At 67.2% G+C, this 20,868-nt stretch carries 19 protein-coding genes; 6 read left to right on the plus strand and 13 right to left on the minus strand.

Annotated elements, in window-relative coordinates:
* Positions 1-34: 34 nt before the first annotated feature.
* Positions 35-1,579, plus strand: coding sequence for a sulfate adenylyltransferase subunit CysN (gene cysN, locus AC6IW9_RS15775; RefSeq protein WP_497764974.1), 1,545 nt, complete (start codon positions 35-37; stop codon positions 1,577-1,579).
* A 29-nt stretch (positions 1,580-1,608) separates the two neighbouring features.
* Here the strand turns inward: cysN and AC6IW9_RS15780 are convergent, their stop codons facing one another.
* Positions 1,609-1,977 carry a VOC family protein gene (locus tag AC6IW9_RS15780; RefSeq protein ID WP_497764976.1) on the minus strand — a complete coding sequence of 123 codons (369 nt, stop codon included), beginning with the start codon at positions 1,975-1,977 and terminating at the stop codon, positions 1,609-1,611.
* 99 nt (positions 1,978-2,076) lie between these two features.
* Here AC6IW9_RS15780 and AC6IW9_RS15785 point away from each other — a divergent pair, with 99 nt between their 5' ends.
* Together AC6IW9_RS15785 and AC6IW9_RS15790 are read left to right on the plus strand one after the other, a co-directional pair.
* Complete coding sequence (locus AC6IW9_RS15785) at positions 2,077-3,528, plus strand: amino acid permease (RefSeq protein ID WP_497764977.1); 1,452 nt, start codon at positions 2,077-2,079, stop codon at positions 3,526-3,528.
* A 90-nt stretch (positions 3,529-3,618) separates the two neighbouring features.
* Positions 3,619-4,302, plus strand: coding sequence for a sensor histidine kinase (locus AC6IW9_RS15790; protein ID WP_497764979.1), 684 nt, complete (start codon positions 3,619-3,621; stop codon positions 4,300-4,302).
* A gap of 3 nt (positions 4,303-4,305) precedes the next feature.
* Here AC6IW9_RS15790 and AC6IW9_RS15795 read toward each other — a convergent pair whose 3' ends face one another.
* From AC6IW9_RS15795 to AC6IW9_RS15815, 5 genes are read right to left on the minus strand one after another with little or no spacing between them, the layout of a single operon-like run.
* Positions 4,306-6,753 carry a glycoside hydrolase family 2 protein gene (locus AC6IW9_RS15795; protein ID WP_497764981.1) on the minus strand — a complete coding sequence of 816 codons (2,448 nt, stop codon included), beginning with the start codon at positions 6,751-6,753 and terminating at the stop codon, positions 4,306-4,308.
* Between the two features lie 2 nt (positions 6,754-6,755).
* Positions 6,756-7,766, minus strand: a complete 1,011-nt coding sequence (locus tag AC6IW9_RS15800) for a DUF1839 family protein (protein ID WP_497764982.1) — start codon at positions 7,764-7,766, stop codon at positions 6,756-6,758.
* Positions 7,726-8,637, minus strand: a complete 912-nt coding sequence (locus AC6IW9_RS15805; protein ID WP_497764983.1) for an amino acid--[acyl-carrier-protein] ligase — start codon at positions 8,635-8,637, stop codon at positions 7,726-7,728. The genes AC6IW9_RS15800 and AC6IW9_RS15805 overlap by 41 nt, the downstream gene beginning before the upstream one ends.
* Positions 8,638-8,641: 4 nt before the next feature.
* Positions 8,642-9,799, minus strand: a complete 1,158-nt coding sequence (locus AC6IW9_RS15810; RefSeq protein WP_497764984.1) for an acyl-CoA dehydrogenase family protein — start codon at positions 9,797-9,799, stop codon at positions 8,642-8,644.
* A complete protein-coding gene (locus AC6IW9_RS15815) occupies positions 9,799-10,047 on the minus strand; it encodes an acyl carrier protein (protein WP_497764985.1) in 249 nt (82 codons plus the stop codon). Before AC6IW9_RS15815 ends, AC6IW9_RS15810 begins: the two co-directional genes overlap by 1 nt.
* A gap of 420 nt (positions 10,048-10,467) precedes the next feature.
* Here AC6IW9_RS15815 and AC6IW9_RS15820 point away from each other — a divergent pair, with 420 nt between their 5' ends.
* Both AC6IW9_RS15820 and AC6IW9_RS15825 read left to right on the plus strand, forming a co-directional pair.
* Positions 10,468-12,009, plus strand: a complete 1,542-nt coding sequence (locus AC6IW9_RS15820) for a GumC family protein (RefSeq protein ID WP_497764987.1) — start codon at positions 10,468-10,470, stop codon at positions 12,007-12,009.
* A 22-nt stretch (positions 12,010-12,031) separates the two neighbouring features.
* The gene (locus AC6IW9_RS15825) at positions 12,032-13,186 is read left to right on the plus strand and encodes a glycosyltransferase (protein ID WP_497764988.1); all 1,155 of its coding nucleotides are present in this window, start codon (positions 12,032-12,034) and stop codon (positions 13,184-13,186) included.
* On the opposite strand, the gene AC6IW9_RS15830 is transcribed toward AC6IW9_RS15825, so the two are convergent.
* Positions 13,149-14,231 (minus strand): polyamine ABC transporter substrate-binding protein, encoded by a 1,083-nt coding sequence (locus AC6IW9_RS15830; RefSeq protein WP_497764991.1) that lies wholly within the window; start codon positions 14,229-14,231, stop codon positions 13,149-13,151. The genes AC6IW9_RS15825 and AC6IW9_RS15830 overlap by 38 nt on opposite strands.
* A gap of 107 nt (positions 14,232-14,338) precedes the next feature.
* Here AC6IW9_RS15830 and AC6IW9_RS15835 point away from each other — a divergent pair, with 107 nt between their 5' ends.
* On the plus strand, positions 14,339-14,803 hold the full coding sequence (locus tag AC6IW9_RS15835) for an MmcB family DNA repair protein (protein ID WP_497764993.1): 465 nt from the start codon (positions 14,339-14,341) through the stop codon (positions 14,801-14,803).
* Positions 14,804-14,820: 17 nt separating this feature from the next.
* Here the strand turns inward: AC6IW9_RS15835 and AC6IW9_RS15840 are convergent, their stop codons facing one another.
* The 6 genes from AC6IW9_RS15840 to secD form a co-directional block, all read right to left on the minus strand.
* Positions 14,821-15,402 carry an ActR/PrrA/RegA family redox response regulator transcription factor gene (locus tag AC6IW9_RS15840; RefSeq protein WP_497764995.1) on the minus strand — a complete coding sequence of 194 codons (582 nt, stop codon included), beginning with the start codon at positions 15,400-15,402 and terminating at the stop codon, positions 14,821-14,823.
* Positions 15,403-15,439: 37 nt separating this feature from the next.
* A complete protein-coding gene (locus tag AC6IW9_RS15845) occupies positions 15,440-16,810 on the minus strand; it encodes an ActS/PrrB/RegB family redox-sensitive histidine kinase (protein ID WP_497764997.1) in 1,371 nt (456 codons plus the stop codon).
* A gap of 104 nt (positions 16,811-16,914) precedes the next feature.
* Positions 16,915-17,808, minus strand: coding sequence for a phytoene/squalene synthase family protein (locus AC6IW9_RS15850; protein WP_497764999.1), 894 nt, complete (start codon positions 17,806-17,808; stop codon positions 16,915-16,917).
* Between the two features lie 18 nt (positions 17,809-17,826).
* A complete protein-coding gene (locus AC6IW9_RS15855; protein WP_497765002.1) occupies positions 17,827-18,207 on the minus strand; it encodes an Mth938-like domain-containing protein in 381 nt (126 codons plus the stop codon).
* Positions 18,208-18,222: 15 nt separating this feature from the next.
* On the minus strand, positions 18,223-19,206 hold the full coding sequence (gene secF, locus AC6IW9_RS15860; protein ID WP_497772539.1) for a protein translocase subunit SecF: 984 nt from the start codon (positions 19,204-19,206) through the stop codon (positions 18,223-18,225).
* Between the two features lie 11 nt (positions 19,207-19,217).
* Positions 19,218-20,807 (minus strand): protein translocase subunit SecD, encoded by a 1,590-nt coding sequence (gene secD / locus AC6IW9_RS15865; protein ID WP_497765003.1) that lies wholly within the window; start codon positions 20,805-20,807, stop codon positions 19,218-19,220.
* Positions 20,808-20,868 lie beyond the last annotated feature (61 nt).

Raw genomic sequence — 20,868 nt, forward strand, 5'->3', positions numbered from 1 at the left:
CGCGCCCTCGGGGCCCGCGCCCGCCGAAAAACCCTTGCTGCGCTTCATTACCTGCGGCTCGGTCGACGACGGCAAATCGACGCTCATCGGCCGTCTGCTCTATGACGCCGATCTCGCGCCCGACGATCTGATCGCCGCGCTCGAGCGCGATTCGAAAAAGCACGGCACGCAGGGCGACGATCTCGATTTTGCTCTGCTCGTCGACGGCCTCGCCGCCGAGCGCGAGCAGGGCATCACCATCGACGTCGCCTATCGCTATTTCGCGACGGAAAAGCGCAAGTTCATCGTCGCCGACACGCCCGGCCACGAGCAATATACGCGCAATATGGCGACCGGCGCCTCGACGGCCGAGCTCGCCGTGCTGCTCGTCGACGCACGCAAGGGCTTGCTCGATCAGACGCGCCGCCACAGCATGATCGTCTCCATGCTGGGCGTGCGTCATGTCGTCGTCGCCGTCAACAAGATGGACCTCGTCGCTTATTCGCAGGAGGTCTTCGCGGCGATCGAGCGCGATTTTCGCGCCTTCGCCGCGCCTTTGCGCTTCCTCTCCATCGCGCTCATTCCGCTCGTCGCCAAGGACGGCGACAATCTCGTACACGCCAGCAAGAAGATGGATTGGTATGTGGGGCCGCCGCTGCTCGCCTATCTCGAGAGCGTCGCGCCGGACGACAATGCCCGCGTGCTGCCCTTTCGGCTCCCCGTGCAATGGGTGAACCGGCCGAGCCATGATTTCCGCGGCTTTTCGGGCTTCGTCGCCGGCGGCAATGTGAAGCCGGGCGACATCGTCCGCATATTGCCTGCGGGGCGCGACACGAGAATCGCGCGCATCGTCACTTATGACGGCGATCTCGCACATGCGGTCGCCGGTCAGTCGGTCACTCTGACGCTGACCGAGGAGATCGATGTCTCGCGTGGCGACATGCTGGTCTCGCCCGTCTCGCCGGCCGAGGTCGGCGACCGACTCTCGGCCATGCTGTTGTGGCTGGTGCGCGAGCCGCTCGTCGTCGACAAGAGCTATCTCTTGAAGCTCGGCACGAAGACGACGCCCGCCAGCGTGAAGACGGTTTCGTCGCATATTCGCATCGAGAGCGGGCTCGCCGAGCCGACCGAAGCCGGCGCGACGCTCGCCTTCAACGAGATCGGCGAGGCGGAGGTATGGCTCGACGCGGCCGTCGTCTGCGACCCTTATGAGGAGAATCGCGAGACCGGCGGCTTCATCCTGATCGACCGCGTGACCAATGAGACGGTCGCCGTCGGCATGGTGCGGCAATCGGCCTGGACCGATCGCGCCGCGCGCAACGGCGTCGAAGCGAGCTACGCCTCCATGGAGGGCGTGCCGACGCCGCCGCACGAGGCGGGGCCGACGCCATTGCGCAGCCTGTTCAAGGCTCTGTCCTGGCGCGTGCCCGGGAGCCTCGTGACCTTCGGCGCCGCATTCGTCTTCACGCAAGATGCGCGCGTTTCGGCGGCGATCACGGGAACGGAGGTCGTCAGCAAGATCGCGCTCTATTATCTGCACGAGCGCCTGTGGACGCGCTTTCGCGTCGGCATGAAGCCGACCGACGACGCGGGCCTGTAGTCCGCAGCGGAACGCTCATGGAGGCTCCGTCACTGCGCAACGGTCATCAGCTCCATCAGATGGCCATCGGGCGTCTCGAAATAGACGCCCTTGCCGCCGTTCCAGTCATTGAGCTTTCCATCCGTCCGGCTCCAGGGCGCGCTGCCGAACGGCCGCCCGGAGGCGCGCACGCGCGCCAGAATCGCGTCGAACTCCGACTCGGAGACATGGAACGCGTAATGTCCGGCGGAAAAGCCGTCGGCGTCGGCGAACAGAAAGGTCAGAGCGTCATTCACGAACACCGGGGCGAAGTGGTCGTCCGATTGCTCGAGCGGCAGATCGAATACGCCGGCGAACCAGCGCGCGGCGGCGGCTTTGTCGTGGGCGGGCACGATCGTATGGTTGAGGACGATGGTCATCGGCTCGTTCGCGGCGCGACTGCGCCCGTGATAACGATCGCGTCCCCGGGAGGTTCCGGCGCGAGCGGCGCCGCGCCCCACTGAACGACGAGGAGCGTCATGACGCGAGGAGACTATGATTGGGCGGCGCTGACGCGTGTCAAGCCGATCGAAAGGCTCCAGGAACAGGGGCAGAGCGGACTGCGCCGCGTGCTGGGCTTGTGGCAGCTGACCGCGATCGGCCTCGGCGGCCTGATCGGAGTGGGCATCTTCGTGCTCACCGGCGTGGTGGCGGCGACCCAGGCGGGGCCTGCGGTCTCTCTCTCCTTCATCATCGCCGGAATCGCGAGCGCGGCGGCGGCGCTCTGCTACGCCGAATTCGCCGGCATGATCCCGGCGGCCGGCAGCGCCTACACTTACTCCTATGCCGTGCTCGGCGAGCTCGCGGCCTGGATCATCGGCTGGGACCTGCTGCTCGAATATGCTCTCGTCGTCGCCGTCGTCTCGATCGGCTGGTCGGGCTATCTGCAAGCGCTGCTCGGTCAGCTCGGTCTCGCTCTGCCGGTCTGGGCGGCGGGGGCGGCGAGCACGGGCGAGGGACGCGTCGTCGATCTCGCCGCCATTCTCGGCGCGCTCGGCGTCACGGCGCTGCTCGTGCAGCGCGTCGAATGGGGCGCGCGCTTCAACGCGGCGATGGTGCTCGTCAAGATCGCCGCGGTCGTGCTGGTGGTGGCCGCCGGCCTGCCGCATGTGCGGGTGGAGAATTGGACCCCCTTCATGCCCTTCGGCTTCGGCGGCGTCGTCGAGGGCGCGGCCGTCGTGTTCTTCGCGGTGTTCGGCTATGACACGCTGACTACCGCCGCCGAAGAGGCGCGTGATCCGCAGCGCCAGATTCCCCGCGCCGTTCTTCTTTCGCTCGCCGTGGCGCTCACGCTCTATATCGCCATGTCGCTGGTGCTGACCGGCATGGCGCGTTACGACACGCTCGACAATCCCGCGCCGGTCGCCTCCGCCTTCACCGCCCTGGGCATGCCCTGGGCGACGCTGCTCGTCTCCATCGCGGCGGTTGCGGGCATCGTCAGCGTCATGCTCGCCTTTCTGCTCGGCTGCGCGCGCATCTGCTTCGCCATGAGCAGAGACGGACTGCTGCCTGCCTGGTTCTCGCAGGCGCATCCGCGCTTCCACACGCCGCATCGCCCGACGCTGGTCATCGGCGTGCTGACGGCGATCGTCGCGGGCCTCTTCCCGATCCGTGAGGTGGCTGAGCTCGTGAATATCGGCACGCTGTCCGCCTTCGTTGTGATCTGCCTCTCGGTGATCGTGATGCGTCGCACCCGGCCGGAGGTTCCGCGCGGCTTCCGCACGCCATTCTTCCCGGCGACGCCGCTCATCGGCGTCGGCTTCGCGCTGTGGCTGCTGTCCAAGCTCCCCGCCGCCGCCTGGGAGCGCTTCGCGCTTTGGATGGGTCTCGGGCTCGTCATCTATTTTTCATACGGGCGCAAGCGCAGCAGGCTCGCCGCCGCGGCGCGCGCCGACCGAAGCTGCGACGCCGTGGGCGTGAACCCCGATTGACATCGCCGGGCGGTGGCTTACTTGTTCTAGAGCAGGCCCGGACGACAGGGGCGAAGCTCGGTCCCGTGTCGTCGCGGAGGAATCCGGCTGATGAAGGAAATCGTCGCCGCCCCCTCCATTGCGGAGACGAGCGAGGCGAAGATCGCCGAACTCGAAGCGCGCCTCGCCGCGACGGAAGAGGAGCTGCGGCTGGAGCGAGAGCGCTATCACGAACTGCGCCATCGCATCCGCAATGATCTTCAGGGCCTCGCCACGCTCATCTCCGCCCAGTCCCGCCGTCTCGAGAAGCCGGAAGGCTGCGCCGGCTGCGCCATGCGCCTGCGCAGCGCCGCAGCGCTGCACAATGCGCTGGACGACGACGGCGCGTCGGAAATCCGCATGGCCGACTATTTGTGGGCGCTATCGGAGGCGCGGCGCAAGGCGTTCGACGACCGCATCGTGGGCGAGACTGTCTGCGACGACGACATTTGCCTCGATTATCGCCGCGCGCAATGCGTCGGCCTCGTCTTCGTCGAGGCGGTCACCAATGCGATGAAACACGCCTTCCCCGGCGGCGCCGAGGGCCAGATCTCCTCCCAGTTCCGCCGCTCCGGCGATCATCTGGAATTGACCGTGGTCGATTCCGGGATCGGCTTCGATCCGCCGGCCTGCTCGCGCGGCGACGGAATCGAGTTGATGCGCGGCATCGCCCGTCAGCTGCGTGGCGAGTTCGAGCTGAGACGATTGGCGGCAGGCACGATGGTGCGCCTCGCCTTTCCCGCGACAGTCGTCTGACGCTCAGCCGAATCGGATCGTTTCGCCGTTCAGCGCGGAGACTGAGCCTTCGGCGTGTCGAGCGCCGGCGTGGCGCGCGACGAGCGCAATGCTCCGCGTCGCGCCGGGCGCGAGATGCAGCCAATTGTCCGCGGGACGGAAGTCTCCCGCTTCGATCCGAAGCGATTGCGCGGCGGCCTCCGTCGACAGGGCCAACGCATGGCCGCTCTCGTCTTCCACGAGCTCGGCGCGGAGTCCGAGCATCGTCTTCGCCGCGCTGCGGCCGAGCGGAAAATGAAAGGCGTCGATCGTCGCGCCGTCGCCGTCGGCGACAAAGGTCGCGTGCGTGACGTCATGTGACGGCGACCCGAATCCATAGGCGAGCGTCGTATCGAAGAATCCGCCCCAGAACTCCACGTCGCGCAGCATGGCGACGCTGTGCGGCTCCACGCAAACGGGCCGCTTCGCGTGCATCACCTTCACCTTGCCGTCGCGATAGCAGGAGAGCGCGATCTCGCCCGCCACGCGATGCGGCGTGTCGTTGCGCAAATGAACGAACAGGCCGTTGACGCCTTCGTCGGCGAGGACGAGCGACAGCGGGCGGCAGGCGCGCTTCAAGGCGTAATAGGCCGATTTCGGCTCGCCATGCGCATCGATGACGCCCCAGCCGGGCGAGGGCCACAGATCTTTCAAGAACCAGACCAGCGCGCCATGCGTCGTCGAGCCGGCGCGCCGCCATTCGCCGATCGCCGCCTCCATCGCCTCCGCCACGGCGGCGCGGGCGATGTCGAAATAGAGCGATGGTTCGGTTTCGCGCAGTGCGTCGGGGTCGCAGCGGTACAGCGTGCGCATATAATGCTCGGTCACTTCGCCGAAGGTCTGCAGCGCGCCCATGTCGCGCGGAACGCGCGCCGCGTAGAGAGGCGACGAGAGCGGCGCCGCGCCGAAGTCGCGCGCGAGCGACGCGTTTTCGGGAACGCAGGAAAAGCCCAGGCATTCGGAGGCGAATCGCACATTCGCGAGGCGCGCGTCCTCGAGCGCGCGGCGATAGGCGCCGACTCCATAGTAGTGCGCGACGCCGCTGTCCGAATGGAACGGCAGGGCGCCGCCGGAAGGCGAATTCTCGACATAGACGACGTCCGGCCGCTCTTCGCGCGCGATGCGCGGCAGAATCTCGTCGAACAGAGGCGAGCGCCATTTGGTCTCGGCGAGGCCGAGCATGGCGGCCTGTTGATAGACCTCGCTGCCGCCGCACAGCACGCACAGCGCCGGCGACGATCGCACGCGCCGCAGGAACTGCCGCGCCTCGCTTTCGACGCTCGCGCGAAAGGCCTCGTCCTGTACGGGATAGTCGAAATTGGCGAAGGCGAAATCCTGCCACACCATGATCCCCAGTTCGTCGCAGAGATCATAGAAATCGTCGCTCTCATAGAGCGTGACGCCGGGAACGCGGACCATGTTCATGCCGGCGTCGCGCATGGCGACGAGCAGCGGCGCGCAATCTTCGCGCCGGCTGCGCAACGACACGGCGTCCGCAGCGGTCCAGCACGCGCCGCGACAGAATATCTCGACGCCGTCGACGAAAATCGCGAAATCGCGGCCGTCCGCGCCGCACTCGACGCGGATGTCGCGGAAGCCGACGCGGCCGAGATCCAAGAGATGACCGCCGACGCGCGCCTCGGCGGCGTGGAGATGCGGCTCGCCATGCGTATGCGGCCGCCACAGCGGAGCGTCCGGCAGGCGAAGCGCCGCTTCGAGACGCTGTTGCGACGCGCGAACGAATTTCGCTTCATATCCTGCGCAGAGGAGCGCCGCTTCGCCTTCGGGCGCCTGCTCGAACTCGAGCGCGACGCGCAAGGTCGGAACGCCGTTCTCGATCGACGCGCGCAATTGCGCATCGATCATGCGCAGTGGACCCGGCTCGATCAGCTCGACATCGCGCCATGGTCCGACCGGCGGCGTCGGCGGCGCGAAGCCGGGCAGGCGGCCGAGCGCGGTGGTGCGAATGGCGCGCAGGCCGGCGGGGACGATCATGCGCGGACGCCAGCGCGCGCGTCCGCTCTTCGTCGCGATCTCGCGCTCGACCGAGCGGAAGGCGATGTGCAGGCGATGGCGGCCGGGACTCGCGATCGCGATTCGATGCGCGTGAAACATGTTGTCGGAATGCAGGACGAGCGCGCCGTCGATGAAAACATCGGCGATGCTGGCGAGCCCGTGCAGCCGCAGCTCCGCCGGCGTCTCTGCGACGAAGCTCGTCTCGTACCAGACGTCGAGGGAGTCGAGCGCCGGCAAAGTGTCGAAGGTCTCGCCCGCGTCGAGCAGCGCCTGCGCCAGCGTGCCGGGAACGCGCGTCGTTCTCCATGCGACGGTCTCCGGAATGACGCCAGGCTCTCGCCAGGCTCCGCTCTCGTCGATCGCGAAGGACCAGCCTTCTTCCAGAGCGATCCGACGTTCGCCGCCGATCGTCCGCATGGTCAGCGCGCGAGCCGTTTCGCGAGCCCGTCGATCAGCGCGTCATAGGCGAGCGCCATTTCGTCGAGCGCGGGTCCCGCCTCGAGCGCACGCTTGCGCGCAGAGGCTCGCGCAGCCTGGAACTGCAAAGCCTTCGCGCCCGAGGAGAGGCGCTTGCAGGCGGCGCTCTCGGCCTCGAATGCGCCATTGGGGCGCAGCCAGTCGAGATGGCTGCCGAGCAGCTCGAAATCGGCGCCGACCTGGCGGAAGCTGTTGAAGGCGAAGCTGTGGAAGAAGGACGGCGGGCGCGCCGACAGATTCTCCCACAGAGCAGGCAGCTCGGCGGCGAAGGCGCGCAACGGATTTTTCGAAGGGCGCCGCGCGAAATGCTCCGCCAGGAGCTTCTCCGCGATCTGCCGCATATCGCCGCGCGTCTCCGCGCGATCGAAGCGCACGAATTCCGCATAGGGAAACAGCGCGGCGGGGGCGCGCTTCGCGCCCTCGGGTCCGAAGATCGCGTCGAAGTCCTCGCCGTCGAGCGCGAAAAAGCCGTCATTGTGGAAATAGTCGACACGGCGGGCGCGCAGATCGATGGCGTCGATCCCGATCGTCGTCTTGGAGTGATCGATGCGATAGGTCACGCCGCGCGTGTCGGGCAGATAATGGCCGTCGACCTCGACGAGGACGACGCGGCCGCGCGCGACCTGCCGTTCGACCTGCGCGTCGAGGCGATCATAGAGCGAGAGCTCCTCGAGCCGGACGCCATAGAGTCGCTCGAGATCGGCGATGCGCGGCTTGAAGAAGGTGAATTGGTCGCCTTCGAAATCCTGCGCGATCGTGAAGCCGAGCATCGCCCGCGGATCGAGCCCGCGCGAGGCGAGGAGCTCGATCCACAGATCGACATAGCAATTGGTCTGCGGCCAATCGCGTTCGGGATGATGCAGCGCATGAGGCTCATATGCCGGATGCGGAGCGAGCGGGCTCGCCCCCTCGTCAGAGTGTGAGCGCGGCGCGCACTGATTTCGGCCAACCATCGATATCCAATCCGTGATGCTTGAACAAAGCGAGCGTGAGGCGCTCCATGCCGAAGCCGACGCAGGCGGTGTGCGCGGTCTCCCCTGTCGCAGTCGCGATTCCCCACAGCGAACCGAAGTGGTCCTGGTGATAGTTGAAGCTCTGGCAGGCGGTCGGCTTCTCGATGCTCTCGATCGGCACGAGAAGCTCGAATTTCAGCGCCTGATCGCGCTGGCTCGACGCCATCATCTTGCCGGCGCGCCCGAAGAACGGATCATTCGCCACGTCGATATGATGGGGCAGCTCGAGCCGCTCGGCGAAGTCGCGCGCGCGGTCCAGCCAGCGCTCGCGGAAGGACGCGGCCTGCTCCGGCGCGCCGATGCGCACGAATTCCCGCATGCGGAACATCTGCATGCGCGCGGGGTCCTTGGACGGCTCGTGACGGAAGCAATAGGATTGCACGTCGAACAGCGCGCCCTCTGGCGCGAGCCGGCCGCGCCGCGCCACGATCGGATAGAGCGGATAGCAGGCCGCCGGCGTCAGCACGATGTCGGTCGCCGCCTGTCCCTTCGTCCATTGGCTTCCATTGTGGATGGCGTCGAGCAGGGCCATATGGTCCTTCTCGTTTCCGTCGAAGCTGTGGACCGTTCCCGCGAGCTGCGGAAAGTTCTTCATATAGCCGCTCTTCTCGAACAGCGCGCGATTCATGCCGGGCGGAAAGCGGATGACCTCGGCCGTGTCGCCGGTCGCGAGGCGCGAGATCAGCCGGTCCAATCCGTCGATGACCGCTTCGAAAGACGCGCCGCGTCCGTAAAGTCCGTCGACGCCCGTCGCATGCAGGACGCCCTTGGCGAACATGCGGTCGAGAAAGCCGTCGCAAGCCTCGCACATGATTTTAGTCTCCCAGTCGCGCGTCGATGCGCTGCGCGAGCAGCAGCGTCGACATATTGCCGAGGATACGGTCGTTGGAGATCATCACGCGGGCCGACAGAGCGTCGCGCATGTGGCGGCCGACGCTGAACGGCGTGCCGTTCTTGTAGCCGGCGATGCCGGCGATCAGCAGCGCGTGATTGATGATCTCGACGGCGAGCTCGGAAGAGCCGATCTTGATGTTGTTCATCGTCACGGCGAAGCTCATGGAGTTGAGATCGTCCGGCTCGCTCTGGGCGCGCGCGAAGCGCTTCAGCCCTTCGACGATATTGGCGCGCATCAGCTGCAGCTTGGTCGAGGCCTCGGCGAGGCGCAACGCGCCGGGGGAGGCGCCGTCGAAGCGCTTGCGCGCGTCCTTGCGCACGAAGGCCTGGGCGCGGGCGAGAGCGTCGCCGGCGATGCCGTACCACACCGAGCTCCACAGGAGATGCGCGGTGGCGAGCATCGAATGCGAGGCGATCTCGGCGAATTCGCCGGCGAGGATCTGCTCATAGGGCGCTTCGCCGCTCAGCGTGAAGCCTTCGCTGCAGGTGCCGCGCATGCCGAGCGCGTCCCATTCGCCGGTGCGCTCGAGGCGATATTGTCCGCGCGTCAGCACCGCCATCCGCTGATCGGAGGGCGGGGCGTCGGCGGCGCGGCGCGCGGTGACGAGGATGGCGTCGGCCTGCGCGCCATAGGAGATGAGCGCGCCCTCCTTGGCGACGCGGAACAGGTCGCCGTCGCGCTCGAAGGCGCAGATGCTGTTGCGCAGATTGCCGCCCACGCCGCCTTCCGTCGTGGCGGAGGCGAGCAGCAGCTGAGCGTCGGAGACGCGCCGCATGAAGCCGCGATGCCATTCGCTCTCGATACCGTGGGCGACGAGGCTCGACACCTTGATCTGGTGCATGGCGAAGACCATGGCCGTCGACGCGCAATGATGGCCGAGCGTCGTGCAGAGTTCCGCGACATCGGCGAGCGGCGCGCCGGCGCCGCCGAGCTCGGTCGGGATCATCAGCGACAGGAGACGCGCGTCCTTGAGCGCCTGCACGGCTTCCGCCGGGAAGCGGCCGCGGCGATCGACGTCGTCGGCGTGTAGAGCTGCGGCGGCGACGACAGTCGCTCCGCGGTCGAGCGGCGCGTTCATCAGGCGACCTCCTCCGGTTTCAGTTCGGCGATGCAGGAGGCGATGGCGGCGATCGAAGCGAAGCTGCGCCGATTGAGCATGCGCTCCGGAAATTCGACGTCGAAGGCCTCCTCCAGCGCCAGCATGAGCTGCACGGCGGCGAACGAAGTGAGTCCCGACGCATAGAGATCTGCGTCGTCGCGCAGCGCATCGGCTACGACCGAGAGGCGTCCCTGCTCCTCGACGAGGCGTCGGATCGTTTCGAGCATCATCATCTCCATCGACATGTGAGTTGCGTGTCGTCCTGCGGCTTCACCATACGTGTTTCACCGGTATTTGCAGCAAAGTTGCCGCTCGATGGTGAAGACATTGCGATCGGCGAAGGTGAATCGATCGACAATCGTCAGCGGCTGCTAATTCCGTTCCATTCGATTTGATCGATTTTGGAAAGAATGCCGTATCGAGATGCGTGAAAATGATACGCTCCGGCAGTTCCTGGGACAGGGGACGCGTCCCGATATCTCACAGCGTCGCGCAATTCCGTATTGTCGCCTGCAAATGGACTTTATTCGTCTCTAGCAGCAAATGCGGCGTGCGCGGATTTGGAGAAAATCAACCACGCCCGGAGATGGCGAAGCGCGGCGCCTCGTCGTCGCGACCGCGAGCTTCGGGCTCGCAATGGACATCGGATGATGCTGGACTATGGCGCCCGAGCGAATGACGTGACCGCGCGCGAGACGGTCGCCGTCGCCGACAAGACGCATGGCGAGCGTTCCTTCACGCCGACGGCTCTCGCGGGGCTCGCCCTGCGCGCGAAGCTGCTCATTCTGTCCGTCGCCGTCGTCGGCGCGGCGATCGGCTTCGGCCTCTCGAAAGGGTTGACGCCGCGTTACGTCGCCGCCGCGCAGATCTATCTCGATCCGCGCAGCCTTCCCGGGCTCGAAGGCGACAATCCGGGGCAGGACTCGAACGGCTTCATCAATTTCGTCGAGACGCAAACGCGCATCATCTCGTCGCAAGCGGTGCTGGAGCGCGTCGTCGGCTCCGAGCATCTGCTCGACGATCCGGAGTTCGTCGGCTCTCCGTCGCTTCTTTATCGCCTGTTCGGCGTCGGCGTGCGTCCGACCGAGGCGGAACGAATGGCGGGGGCGGTGCACGCGCTGGGTTCGCGAGTCGTCGTGCGGCGCCCCGAGCGCACCTTCATCATCGACATCGCCGCGACGAGCGACGATCCGAAGAAATCGGCGCGCATCGCCAATGCGGTGGCGCAGGCCTATATCGACGTGCGCGGGTCGATGCATGCGGACGCCGCGCGGCAGGCGGCGAGCTCCTTCACCGCTGGGCTCGACAGCCTGCGCGAGCGCGTGCTCGCGGCCGAGAAGGCCGTCGAAAATTACAAGGCGCATCACGGGCTCGTCGGCACGCGCGAGCTCTATGCGGACGAGCAGCGCCTCAAGGAGCTCAATCAGCAGCTCACTTTCGCGCGCACGCGGCTCGAGGACACGCGCTCGCGCTATGAACAGGCGCGGCGCGGCGGGCGCTCCGACGCCGATCTCGCCGACATCGCCGCGAGCATGAATCTGATGACGCTGAACAATCTGCGCAATCAGCAGGCGGAGGCGTCGCAGCGGCTCGCCGATCTCGCGGCCGATCTCGGCCCGCAGCATCCGGTCGTGCGCAACGCCAACGCGCGGCTCGCCGAGATTCGTCGTCTCGTCGCGTCCGAGCTCGGCCGCGTCGCGGGATCGCTGCGCAAGGATTACGAACGTGCGCGCAGCACGGAGGAGGCGCTGAGCCGCGACGTGCGCAAGCTCGAGACGACGGCCGCCGACGCCGCTCAGGCCTCGGTCAAGCTGCGCGATCTCGAGCGCGAAGTCGATGCGAGCCGCAGCATCTATCAGTCCTTCCTCACCCGCGCGCGTCAGACGAGCGAAGCGCGGCAGCTCGACGCCGCGAGCACCCATATCATCACAATGGCGACGCCGCCGGTCTCGCGCAGCTTCCCGCCGAGCGGCGCGCTGATGGCCGGCGCCGGGCTCGCGGCGGGTCTCGCCGCAGGCCTCGGTCTCGCCTTCCTGCGCGAGCGCGGACGCGCGCCGGAGGCGGAGAGCAGCGAAGCGGAGACGAAACCTGTCGTCGACGCGCCCGCGTCGGAGGCTTTGACGGTGACGACGCGCTTTGGTCCGCTCGGCGAAGACGAAAGCATAGCTCAGGCGCGAAAGTCGGCTTGACGCGGCCCGCGAGGGAGATCGAATGAAGTCGGAAGTCGCGCCGGCGAAAACGCTGTTCCTGCTCTCGCCGTGCGACGCGCCCTGCGGCGTCGAGGCCTTTGCACGGATGATCGCCGAGACCTGGCCGCGGATCGGAGGAGAGGCGCGCAGGCTCGCGGTCTCCGGCCGGCTCGCCGATCTCGGCGCGATCTGGATGGCGCTGGCGGAGACCAAAGCGCTCGCGATCAACGTCCCGGTGGTGGCGTGGAAGAAGATGCTGCTGACGCCGCTCGTGGCGTTGATATTCGCGCGGCTGCGCCGCCGCGCGAGCGTGCTCGTGCTGCATGAATGGGCCGATCTCGACTGGCGCCGGCGCCTCGTCGTCGGCGCCTATGTGCTGGCTGCGCAGCGTCTCGTTTTCTCTTCGCCCTATGTGCGGGCCGGCTTTCTGGCGAGCCGAGCGGCGCGCCGCTCGGCCGAGCCGATCGCGATCGCGCCGATCCCCTCGAATATTCCGCCGCTCCCGCCCTCGGCGGCGCCTCGCTTCGCTGCGCGGCTGCGTGAAGCGAAAGCGCGAGGCGCTCTCGTCATCGGCCATTTCGGCTCGATCTATCCCAAGAAGCAGAGCGGCTTCGTGCTCGACGTCGCGGAACAGGCGGCGCGCGCCGGCCTTCCGGTCTTCTGCCTGTTCATCGGCGGCTTCGTGAAGGGCGCGGATCGCGTGGAGGAGGAGTTTTGCGCCAAGGCGCGCTGGCTCGGCCTCGAGGATCACATGCTCGTCACCGGCTATGTCGACGATTTCGCCGAGCTGAACGCGCTGTTCCGCGAGGCCGATTGCTTCGTCTATCGCTTTCCCGAAGGTCTCACCTCTCGGCGCGGCAGCGTGCTCGCCTGCCTGCAATCGGGCCGGCCGGCGATCGTCAACGCGCCGTGCGATCGGAGCGAGTTCGATCATCATCGCGCCTATCGCCGGGCGCTCGCCGACGGTTCGCTGCGCCTCGTCGAGAGTGCGGCGGATGCGGCGGCCTATGTGGAAGCTCTGGCGTCGGTCGGCGGGGGAAGCGTCGCCACGCCGTCCGCGGCGCGCGCCTATGACGAGAACTGGCGCGACGCGGCGGCCGCCGTCGCCGCCGCGCTCGAGCCCTCGGAGCGCCGGCGGGTCAGCGCCCCGTCTTCACGCGCGTCCATTCGCGCGTGACGATCTTCTGGATCGCGAGATCCGGCGCCGTCACTGTGAACAGTTTCTTCATCGCCGCGGCGTCGGGATAGATGGCGGGGTTTTCCGCGATCTCTTTTTCGATGAGCGGACGCGAGGCGGCGACGCCATTGGCGAAATTCGTCGCCTTGGTGTTGCGCGCGGCGATGTCGGGACGCAGCAGGAAATCGATGAAGAGATGCGCCTCGTCGGGGTGCGGCGCGTCCTTCGGAATGGCGAGATTGTCGAGCGACATCAACGCGCCTTCCTGCGGGATCACATAAGCGATTTCGACGCCGTTGGCGGCCTCGCGCGCGCGGTTGCGCGCCTGAAAACTGTCGCCCGCCCAGCCGACGGCGAGGCAGATGTCGCCATTGGCGAGCGCATTGATATATTCGGACGAGTGGAATTTCTTGATGTGGCGGCGCAGCCCCGAGAGGAGATCGGCGGCGCGGCGAATCTCGCCCGGGTCCTTCGAGTTCGGATCGAGCTTCAGATAATTGAGCGCGGTCGAGAACAGATCCTCGGGACTGTCGAGCACATAGACGCCGCAGTCGGAGAACTTGCGCAAGTTCTCGGGCTTCAGAACCTGGTCCCAGGAAGCGATCGGCTTGTCGCCGATGCGCTCTTTGATCTTGGCGACGTTGTAGGCGATCCCGGTCGTGAACCACATATAATTGACGGCGTAGAGATTGCCCGGATCGTAGCGGGAGAGGCGCATCGCGACCTCGGGCCACGCGTTCTTCAGATTGGAAAGCTTGCTCTTGTCGAGCGGCTGGAACACGCCGGCTCTGATCTCGCGCTGCAGGAAGGTCGCCGAAGGGACGACGACGTCATAGCCGGCCGAGCCGGCGAGCAGGCGCGTCTCCAAAATCTCGTTGGAGTCGAACGTGTCGTAGACGACCTTCACGCCCGTTTCGCGGGTGAAATCCTCGAGCACGGCCGGATCGATGTAATCGCTCCAATTGAAGATGTTGACGACGCGTTCGGCGCCGTCGGCCGCGCCGGCGCCGAGGGCGAGGAGCAGAAGAGCGAAGATCGATCTCATTTTTGCGCGGTTCTCCTCGATCGCAGCGATTTCGACGCTTGCGCGCGGCGCGGCGCCGGGGCCAAGATCGCGCTCGACGCCTCTTCGGGAGGAGTGAGAGCGCTCCGATGGACCTTGCAGCTTTTCCGCCGATCGGCGCGAGCCTGCGTGAGGAGAATGCTCGCCTCGTGACGCGCGGCACGCGCCGCTATCTGCGCGCGGCGGGCTTCTCGATCCTCACGGAGCTGACGCTGCCGGGCGGACGCCGCGCCGATCTCGTCGCCCTCGCGCCCGATGGCGCGATCCGCATCGTCGAGGTCAAATCCTCGCTCGCCGATTTTCGCGCCGATCACAAATGGACGGATTATCGCATCCATTGCGACCGTTTCTATTTCGCGGTTCCCGCAGATCTGGAGCCCGACGCCTTTCCCGCCGACGCCGGCCTCATCGTCGCCGACGCTCATGGCGCCATCCTGTTGCGCGAGGCGCCCGTGCATCGTCTGGCGCCGGCGACGCGCAAGGCGATCGTGCTGCGCTTCGCCGGCGCGGCGGCGGAGCGGCTCTATTTCGCGTCGCATCGCGACGAGCGTTGAGCGCCGGCGGCGCGCGGTCATCGCGGCGCGCGTTTGGCCAGGATGCGCTGCAGCGTGCGGCGGTGCATATTGAGGCGGCGCGCCGTCTCCGACACGTTCCGGTCGCAGGACTCGTAGACGCGCTGAATATGCTCCCAGCGCACGCGGTCGGCGGACATGGGATTTTCCAGCGCGTCGGGCTTTTCGATCTGCGTCGCCATCAGCGCATGATAGATCTCGTCGGCGTCGGCGGGCTTGGCGAGATAGTCGAAGGCGCCGAGCTTCACCGCGGTCACCGCGGTGGCGATGTTTCCGTAGCCGGTCAGGATGATCCCGCGCGAATCCGGACGCTTCTCCTTCAGCCGCGAGATCACGTCTATGCCGTTGCCGTCGCCGAGCCGCATGTCGATGATCGCGAAAGCGGGGGCGGCGGCCTCGACGGCGGCGAGCCCCTCGGCCACCGTCTCCACCGCGGTGACGGTGAAACCGCGCGCCTCCATGGCCCGGGTCAGCCGCGTGAGAAAGGGCTTGTCGTCCTCGACGATCAGCAGCGAGCGCTCCTGCGGCAGCTCGGCCTCTTCCAAATCGGCGTCCTGGGCGCTGTTCTCTTCGATCGTCATTGCGTCGCCGTCCCCGATCATGATCACCCCGAATATATCACTGCCGCGCGTCCGGCGAAGCCGTTTGTTCCTCCCCCGGCCACGACTCGCTATTTGCGGCGCTGCGCTCCAGCGCCGAGCGCGGCCAGACGATCGTCACCTTCGCCCCGGTCTTCGGCGGGAGCACATTGGCCGTGGTGACGGTCGCGCCCGAGCGCTCGAGCAAAGTCTTGGCGATGAATAGGCCGAGGCCGAGGCCGGCGCCCGGCTCGGCCTTGGTGCGGCGTTCGCTCGAGCGGCTGCTCACATATGGATCGCCGAGCCGGTTGAGGATATGCTGCGAGAAGCCCGGTCCGTCGTCCTCGATGACGACGACGACGAGATTGCGCGACCAGGACGCCTCGATCCTGACTTTCGAATGGGCGAAGTCGACGGCGTTCTCGACGAGATTGCCGAGCCCGTAGACGATGGCCGGATTGCGCACGAAGGCCGGCTCGTCGGGCGGGCCGTTCTTGACTACATCGACTTCGACGCCGAAGGAGCGATGCGGCTCGACGACTTCCTGGATCAGCGTCTCGAGCGACTGCTGGTCGAGCAGGCCGCCCGTATCCTCCGAGCCGAACGAGACGAGCTTACGCAAGATCTCGCGGCAGCGCAGCGCTTCCTGCGCGAGGAGGGCGAGATCGTCGGCGAGCGCCGGCGCGTTCTCGGGCAGGGATTTCTGCAGCTCCTTGGTGACGAGCGCGATCGTCGCGAGCGGCGTGCCGAGCTCATGGGCGGCGGCGGCCGCCAGTCCATCGAGCTGCGAGAGATGCTGCTCGCGCTCCAGCACCAGCTCGGTCGCCGCGAGCGCGGTCGACAGGAGCCGCGCCTCGTCCGAGACGCGCGCGGCGTAGAGGCCGACGAAGGCGGCGCTGAGCACGAGCGAGGTCCATACGCCGGTGCGGTAGAGCAGCGGGAAATGCAGTTGCACGCCTTCGTACCAGGGCAGCGGCAGGAACTCGACGGTGAGGATCGTCGCCGCGGCGATCATCAGCAGGCCGAGCAGAATGGTGAGCTTGCGCGGCAGCGACACCGCCGAGATCATCACCGGCGCGAGAAACAGCATGGCGAAGGGATTGGCGACGCCGCCGGTGAGATAGAGCAGAGCGGAGAGCTGCAATATGTCGTAGGACAAGAGCAGCGCCGCTTCGCTGTCGTCGAGCCGAAAGGTGCGCGGCGTGCCGAGGCGCAGCGCCACATTGAGGCAGGCGGAGGTGGCGATGGCGATGAAGCTGAGGCCGATCGGGAAGTCGAAGCGGAAATAATAATAAGTGGCGAGCGTGGCGATGGTCTGGCCGATGATCGCCAGCCAGCGCAGAATGATCAGCGTGTCGACGCGAAGCTGTCTCGCCTGATGGCCGAAGTCGGCGTCGGCTGGATTGGTCATGTAGCGCGCCTCCATCTCGAGATGTCCGCCGGGTTCGGCGCGAAATTGCAGGGCGTCGTTCGATGGCGCGTTTTCCGTTCGCGGCGAATCGGTTTCGATCGCGGTCATAGTCCCCCACTGCGCGCGGCGCGCCACAGCCGCCATTGTCTGCGCCATTGCGCGGGCGGGGCGGGCGGCCGGAACGGATCATAGGCTCCGCCCTCCATCCGCCGCAGATAGAGCGGGACCAGAGCCGCGGGCAGCAGCGCCGCACGCGCCGGGCCGTCGCCGCGGATGGCGCGGCGCGCCGCCTCGTAATGGGCGAGGGCGCGCGCCCGCAATTCGGCAAAAGCTGCGCGCACGGCCGGCGTCGCGCGCGCATGGGCGAAATCCTCCTCGGCGCGATGGCGCGCCGCGAGCTCCGCAGGAAGGAATCGCTGGCCGAGCGCGAGATGGCGGGGCAGAGAGCGCAGAACCCATGCGAGGCCGGCGGCGCGGCCGGCGCACCGCAGCGCTTCGTCCTGCCGCGCGGCGTCGTCGGCGTCGATTGCGACGGCCCGCCAGCGCATGGGCGCGCCGAACACATTGTCGCAATAAGTCTCCAACGCCTCCATCGTCTCCATCGGCTCGTCATAGAGGTCGAACACCTGGGCTTCGAGCAGGCGGACGACGTCCTCCCGCGCGATGGCGCGCCGCTCCAGCGTGTCGATGAGGGCGTCGGCGACCGGATGCGCGCGCGCTCCGCCGCTCTCCTCGCCCGCTCTTCCATCGCTTGCCGCCTCGAGCGCGTCATACCACCATCGTAGGCGCATTTCGCCGAGCAGAGGCTGCGACGTCTTGGCGCGCACGCCGGCGATCTCGACGGCGAAAGCCCCGATGGCGTGGAGGTGCCGCCGCGTGGCGGCGGGCGTGAAGAGAGAGGCGAGCCACAGGTCGATGTCCTGCTCGCGGACGAGATCCTCGCAGCGCCGATAATGCTCGGCGAGCTCGGCGTCCCGGTTCGTCGGCGCGTCGTCCATCCCGATCGGCCTCGCTTCTCAAACGGCGATCAGCACCGCCGCGACGCGCCGATCCTCGTCGACCAGCATATTATAAGTGCGCACGGCGGGGCCCGTCGCCATCGCCTCGACCATGATTCCGCGGGCGCGCAAACGAGCATGAAGCGCGGCTCCGAGCGGGCGCAAATCGGCGCCGGCGCCGAAGATCAGCAATTCGACCGCCTCCGGCGGCTCTGCGAAGAGGGGGGCGAGCGCCGCCTCGTCGACTGCGGCGGCCGCGGTCGCGTCGATGGCGTGAACGCCCGAGGGCAGGGCGAGCAGCGAGCCGCGATGCGACATGTCCGCGAAGCGGAACCCCCCGCCGCCATAGGCGTCGATCCTGTGCCGGCCCGGAACGAAGCCCTGTCCCTGCTCCGCCATGGCCGCGCCGGCGCCTCAAGCGGCCTTGGGCTTGGCGCGCGAGCTCGTCTTGGCGGGCTTGGCGTCGGACTTGGTCGATGCGGGCTCGGGCGCCTTGTCCTGATCCTCGCTGCGCAGGCCGAGATAGATCAGCATCGGCGAGCAGATGAACACCGAGGAATAGGTGGCGACGAAAATGCCCCAGATCATCGCCAGCGAGAAGGAGCGGATCACATGGCCGCCGAAGATCGCGAGCGACAGCAGCGCGAGGAACACGGTCGTCGCGGTCATGATGGTGCGCGGCAGCACGGCGTTGATCGACAGGTCGATCATCTGATCCGTCGCCATTTTCTTATATTTGCGCATCATCTCGCGGATGCGGTCGAGCACCACGACGGTCTCGTTCAGCGAATAGCCGACGATGGTGAGGATCGCCGCGATCGAGGTGGTGTTGAACTCGAGCTGGGTGAGCGAGAAGAAGCCGACCGTGAGCAGCAGGTCGTGCATCGTCGCGATGACGGCGCCGATGGCGAACTGCCATTCGAAGCGGAACCAGAGATAGGTGAGAACGGCGACGATCGACAGCACGACGCCGAGCGTTCCGGACTGCACCAGCTCGCCGGAGACGCGCGGGCCGACCACCTCGACGCGGCGCAGCTCATAGTCGCCGCCGACGGCGCCGCGCACCTTCTCCACCGCCGCCTGCTGCGCGGCGTCGCCGCCGTCCTGCAGGCCGAAGCGCAAGGTCGCGTCCGACTCATTGCCGAAGGCCTGCACCTCGACGTCGCCGAGCGCCAGCGTCTCGACGGTCTTGCGCAGCGTGGCCATCTCGGCGTGGCCGGATCTGGCGCGCACCTCGATCACCGTGCCGCCGGCGAAGTCGATGCCGAAATTCATGCCGTGCAGGATGAGCAGCAGCACCGAGACGATGGAGAGGACCGCCGAGAAGGGATAGCTCACGCGGCGGAACCGCATGAACGGGAATCGGGTGTTCTCCGGGGCGAGACGCAGCAGCTTCATCGGTTTCACCCTCAGATCGGCAGGCGCGTCGGACGCGCGAAATGATACCAGACCGCGATCATCATGCGCGTCATCGTCACCGCGGTGACGATGGTCGTCAGAATGCCGAGCGCGAGCGACACGGCGAAGCCGCGCACCGGGCCGGAGCCGAGGAAGTAGAGGATCGCCGCGGCCACGAACATGGTGACATTGGAGTCGACGATGGTCGCGAAGGCGCGGTTGAAGCCCGCGTCGAGCGAGGCGAGGATCGAGCGCCCGCCATGCTGCTCCTCGCGGATGCGCTCATAGATCAGCACATTGGAGTCGACCGCCATGCCGATGGTCAGCACGATGCCGGCGATGCCGGGCAGCGTCAGCGTCGAGCCGGTCAGCACCAGGCCGGCGAAGATGAAGGCGATGTGGACGAACAGCGCCAGATTGGCGAACACGCCGAACACGCCGTAAGTGATGAGCATATAGACGACAACGAGGCCGGCGCCGACATAGGCCGCGCGCTTGCCCGCGTCGATCGAGTCCTGGCCGAGGCCGGGGCCGACCGTGCGCTCCTCGACGATGTCGAGCTTGGCGGGCAGGGCGCCCGCGCGCAGCAGGATCGATAGATTATTGGCCTGCTCGACGGTGAAATGGCCGGAGATCTGGCCCGAGCCGCCGGTGATCGGGGTCAGAATGCGCGGCGCCGAGATCACCTTGTTGTCGAGCACGATGGCGAAGAGGCGCCCGACATTCTTCGAGGTCACCTCGCCGAATTTCTGCGCGCCGCGAATGTTGAAGCGGAAGTTGACCACCGGCTCGCCGCTGCGCTGGTCGAAGCCGGGCTGGGCGTCGGTCAGATCCTCGCCCTGCACCATGACTTGGCGTTCGATGCCGATCTTGCCCTGCTGCTCGGTCTGCTCCAGCTCCTCGACCTCCGACGGGCTCGCGCCGGGCTCGGCGACGAGGCGGAATTCGAGCTTGGCCGTCTGGCCGAGAATCGTCTTCAGCTGCTCGGGATCCTGCAGGCCCGGAACCTGGACGATGATGCGGTCGTCTCCCTGGCGCTGAATGCTCGGTTCGCGCGTGCCGAGCGCGTCGACGCGGCGGCGGATGACCTCGATCGACTGATCCACCGCGCGGCGCACCTTGTCGGTGAGGCCCGTCTCGGTGACGACGATCTGGATCAGGCCGTCGTCGCCCTCGCGCACGTCGAGCGGCGGCGCGCCGCCGAGCCGCGCCGCGCCGAAGCCTTGCGCCAGCTGCCGGAACTTCGGCAGCGCCTTGGCGCGGTCGGCCGCGTCGGGGACGCGCAGCTGCACGCCGCGCGCCTGCGCGCCGATGCCGCCGGTGATCGCGATCTTCTCCTCCCGCAGGATGCGGCGCACGTCGTCGCGCAAATTCATCACCTGCGTGTGCAACACGGAGGGCTTGTCGACCTCCAGCATCACATAGGAGCCGCCCTGCAGATCGAGGCCGAGCACGATGGTGCGCGGCTGCGCCCATTCGGGCAGCGCCTTCGAGATCGCCTGCAGACTCGCCGATGAGACGAGGCTCGGAACGATGACGAGAATGGCGGAGAGGGTCAGCGCCAGAACGGCGATGATCTTCCATTTGGAGAAGCGTAGCATCGAGCGTCCGTTCGATGAAAAAGCCGCGCCGGCCGATCCGGCGCGATGCGGCGAGCGTTGC

Source organism: Methylosinus sp. shoA, from assembly GCF_059718125.1.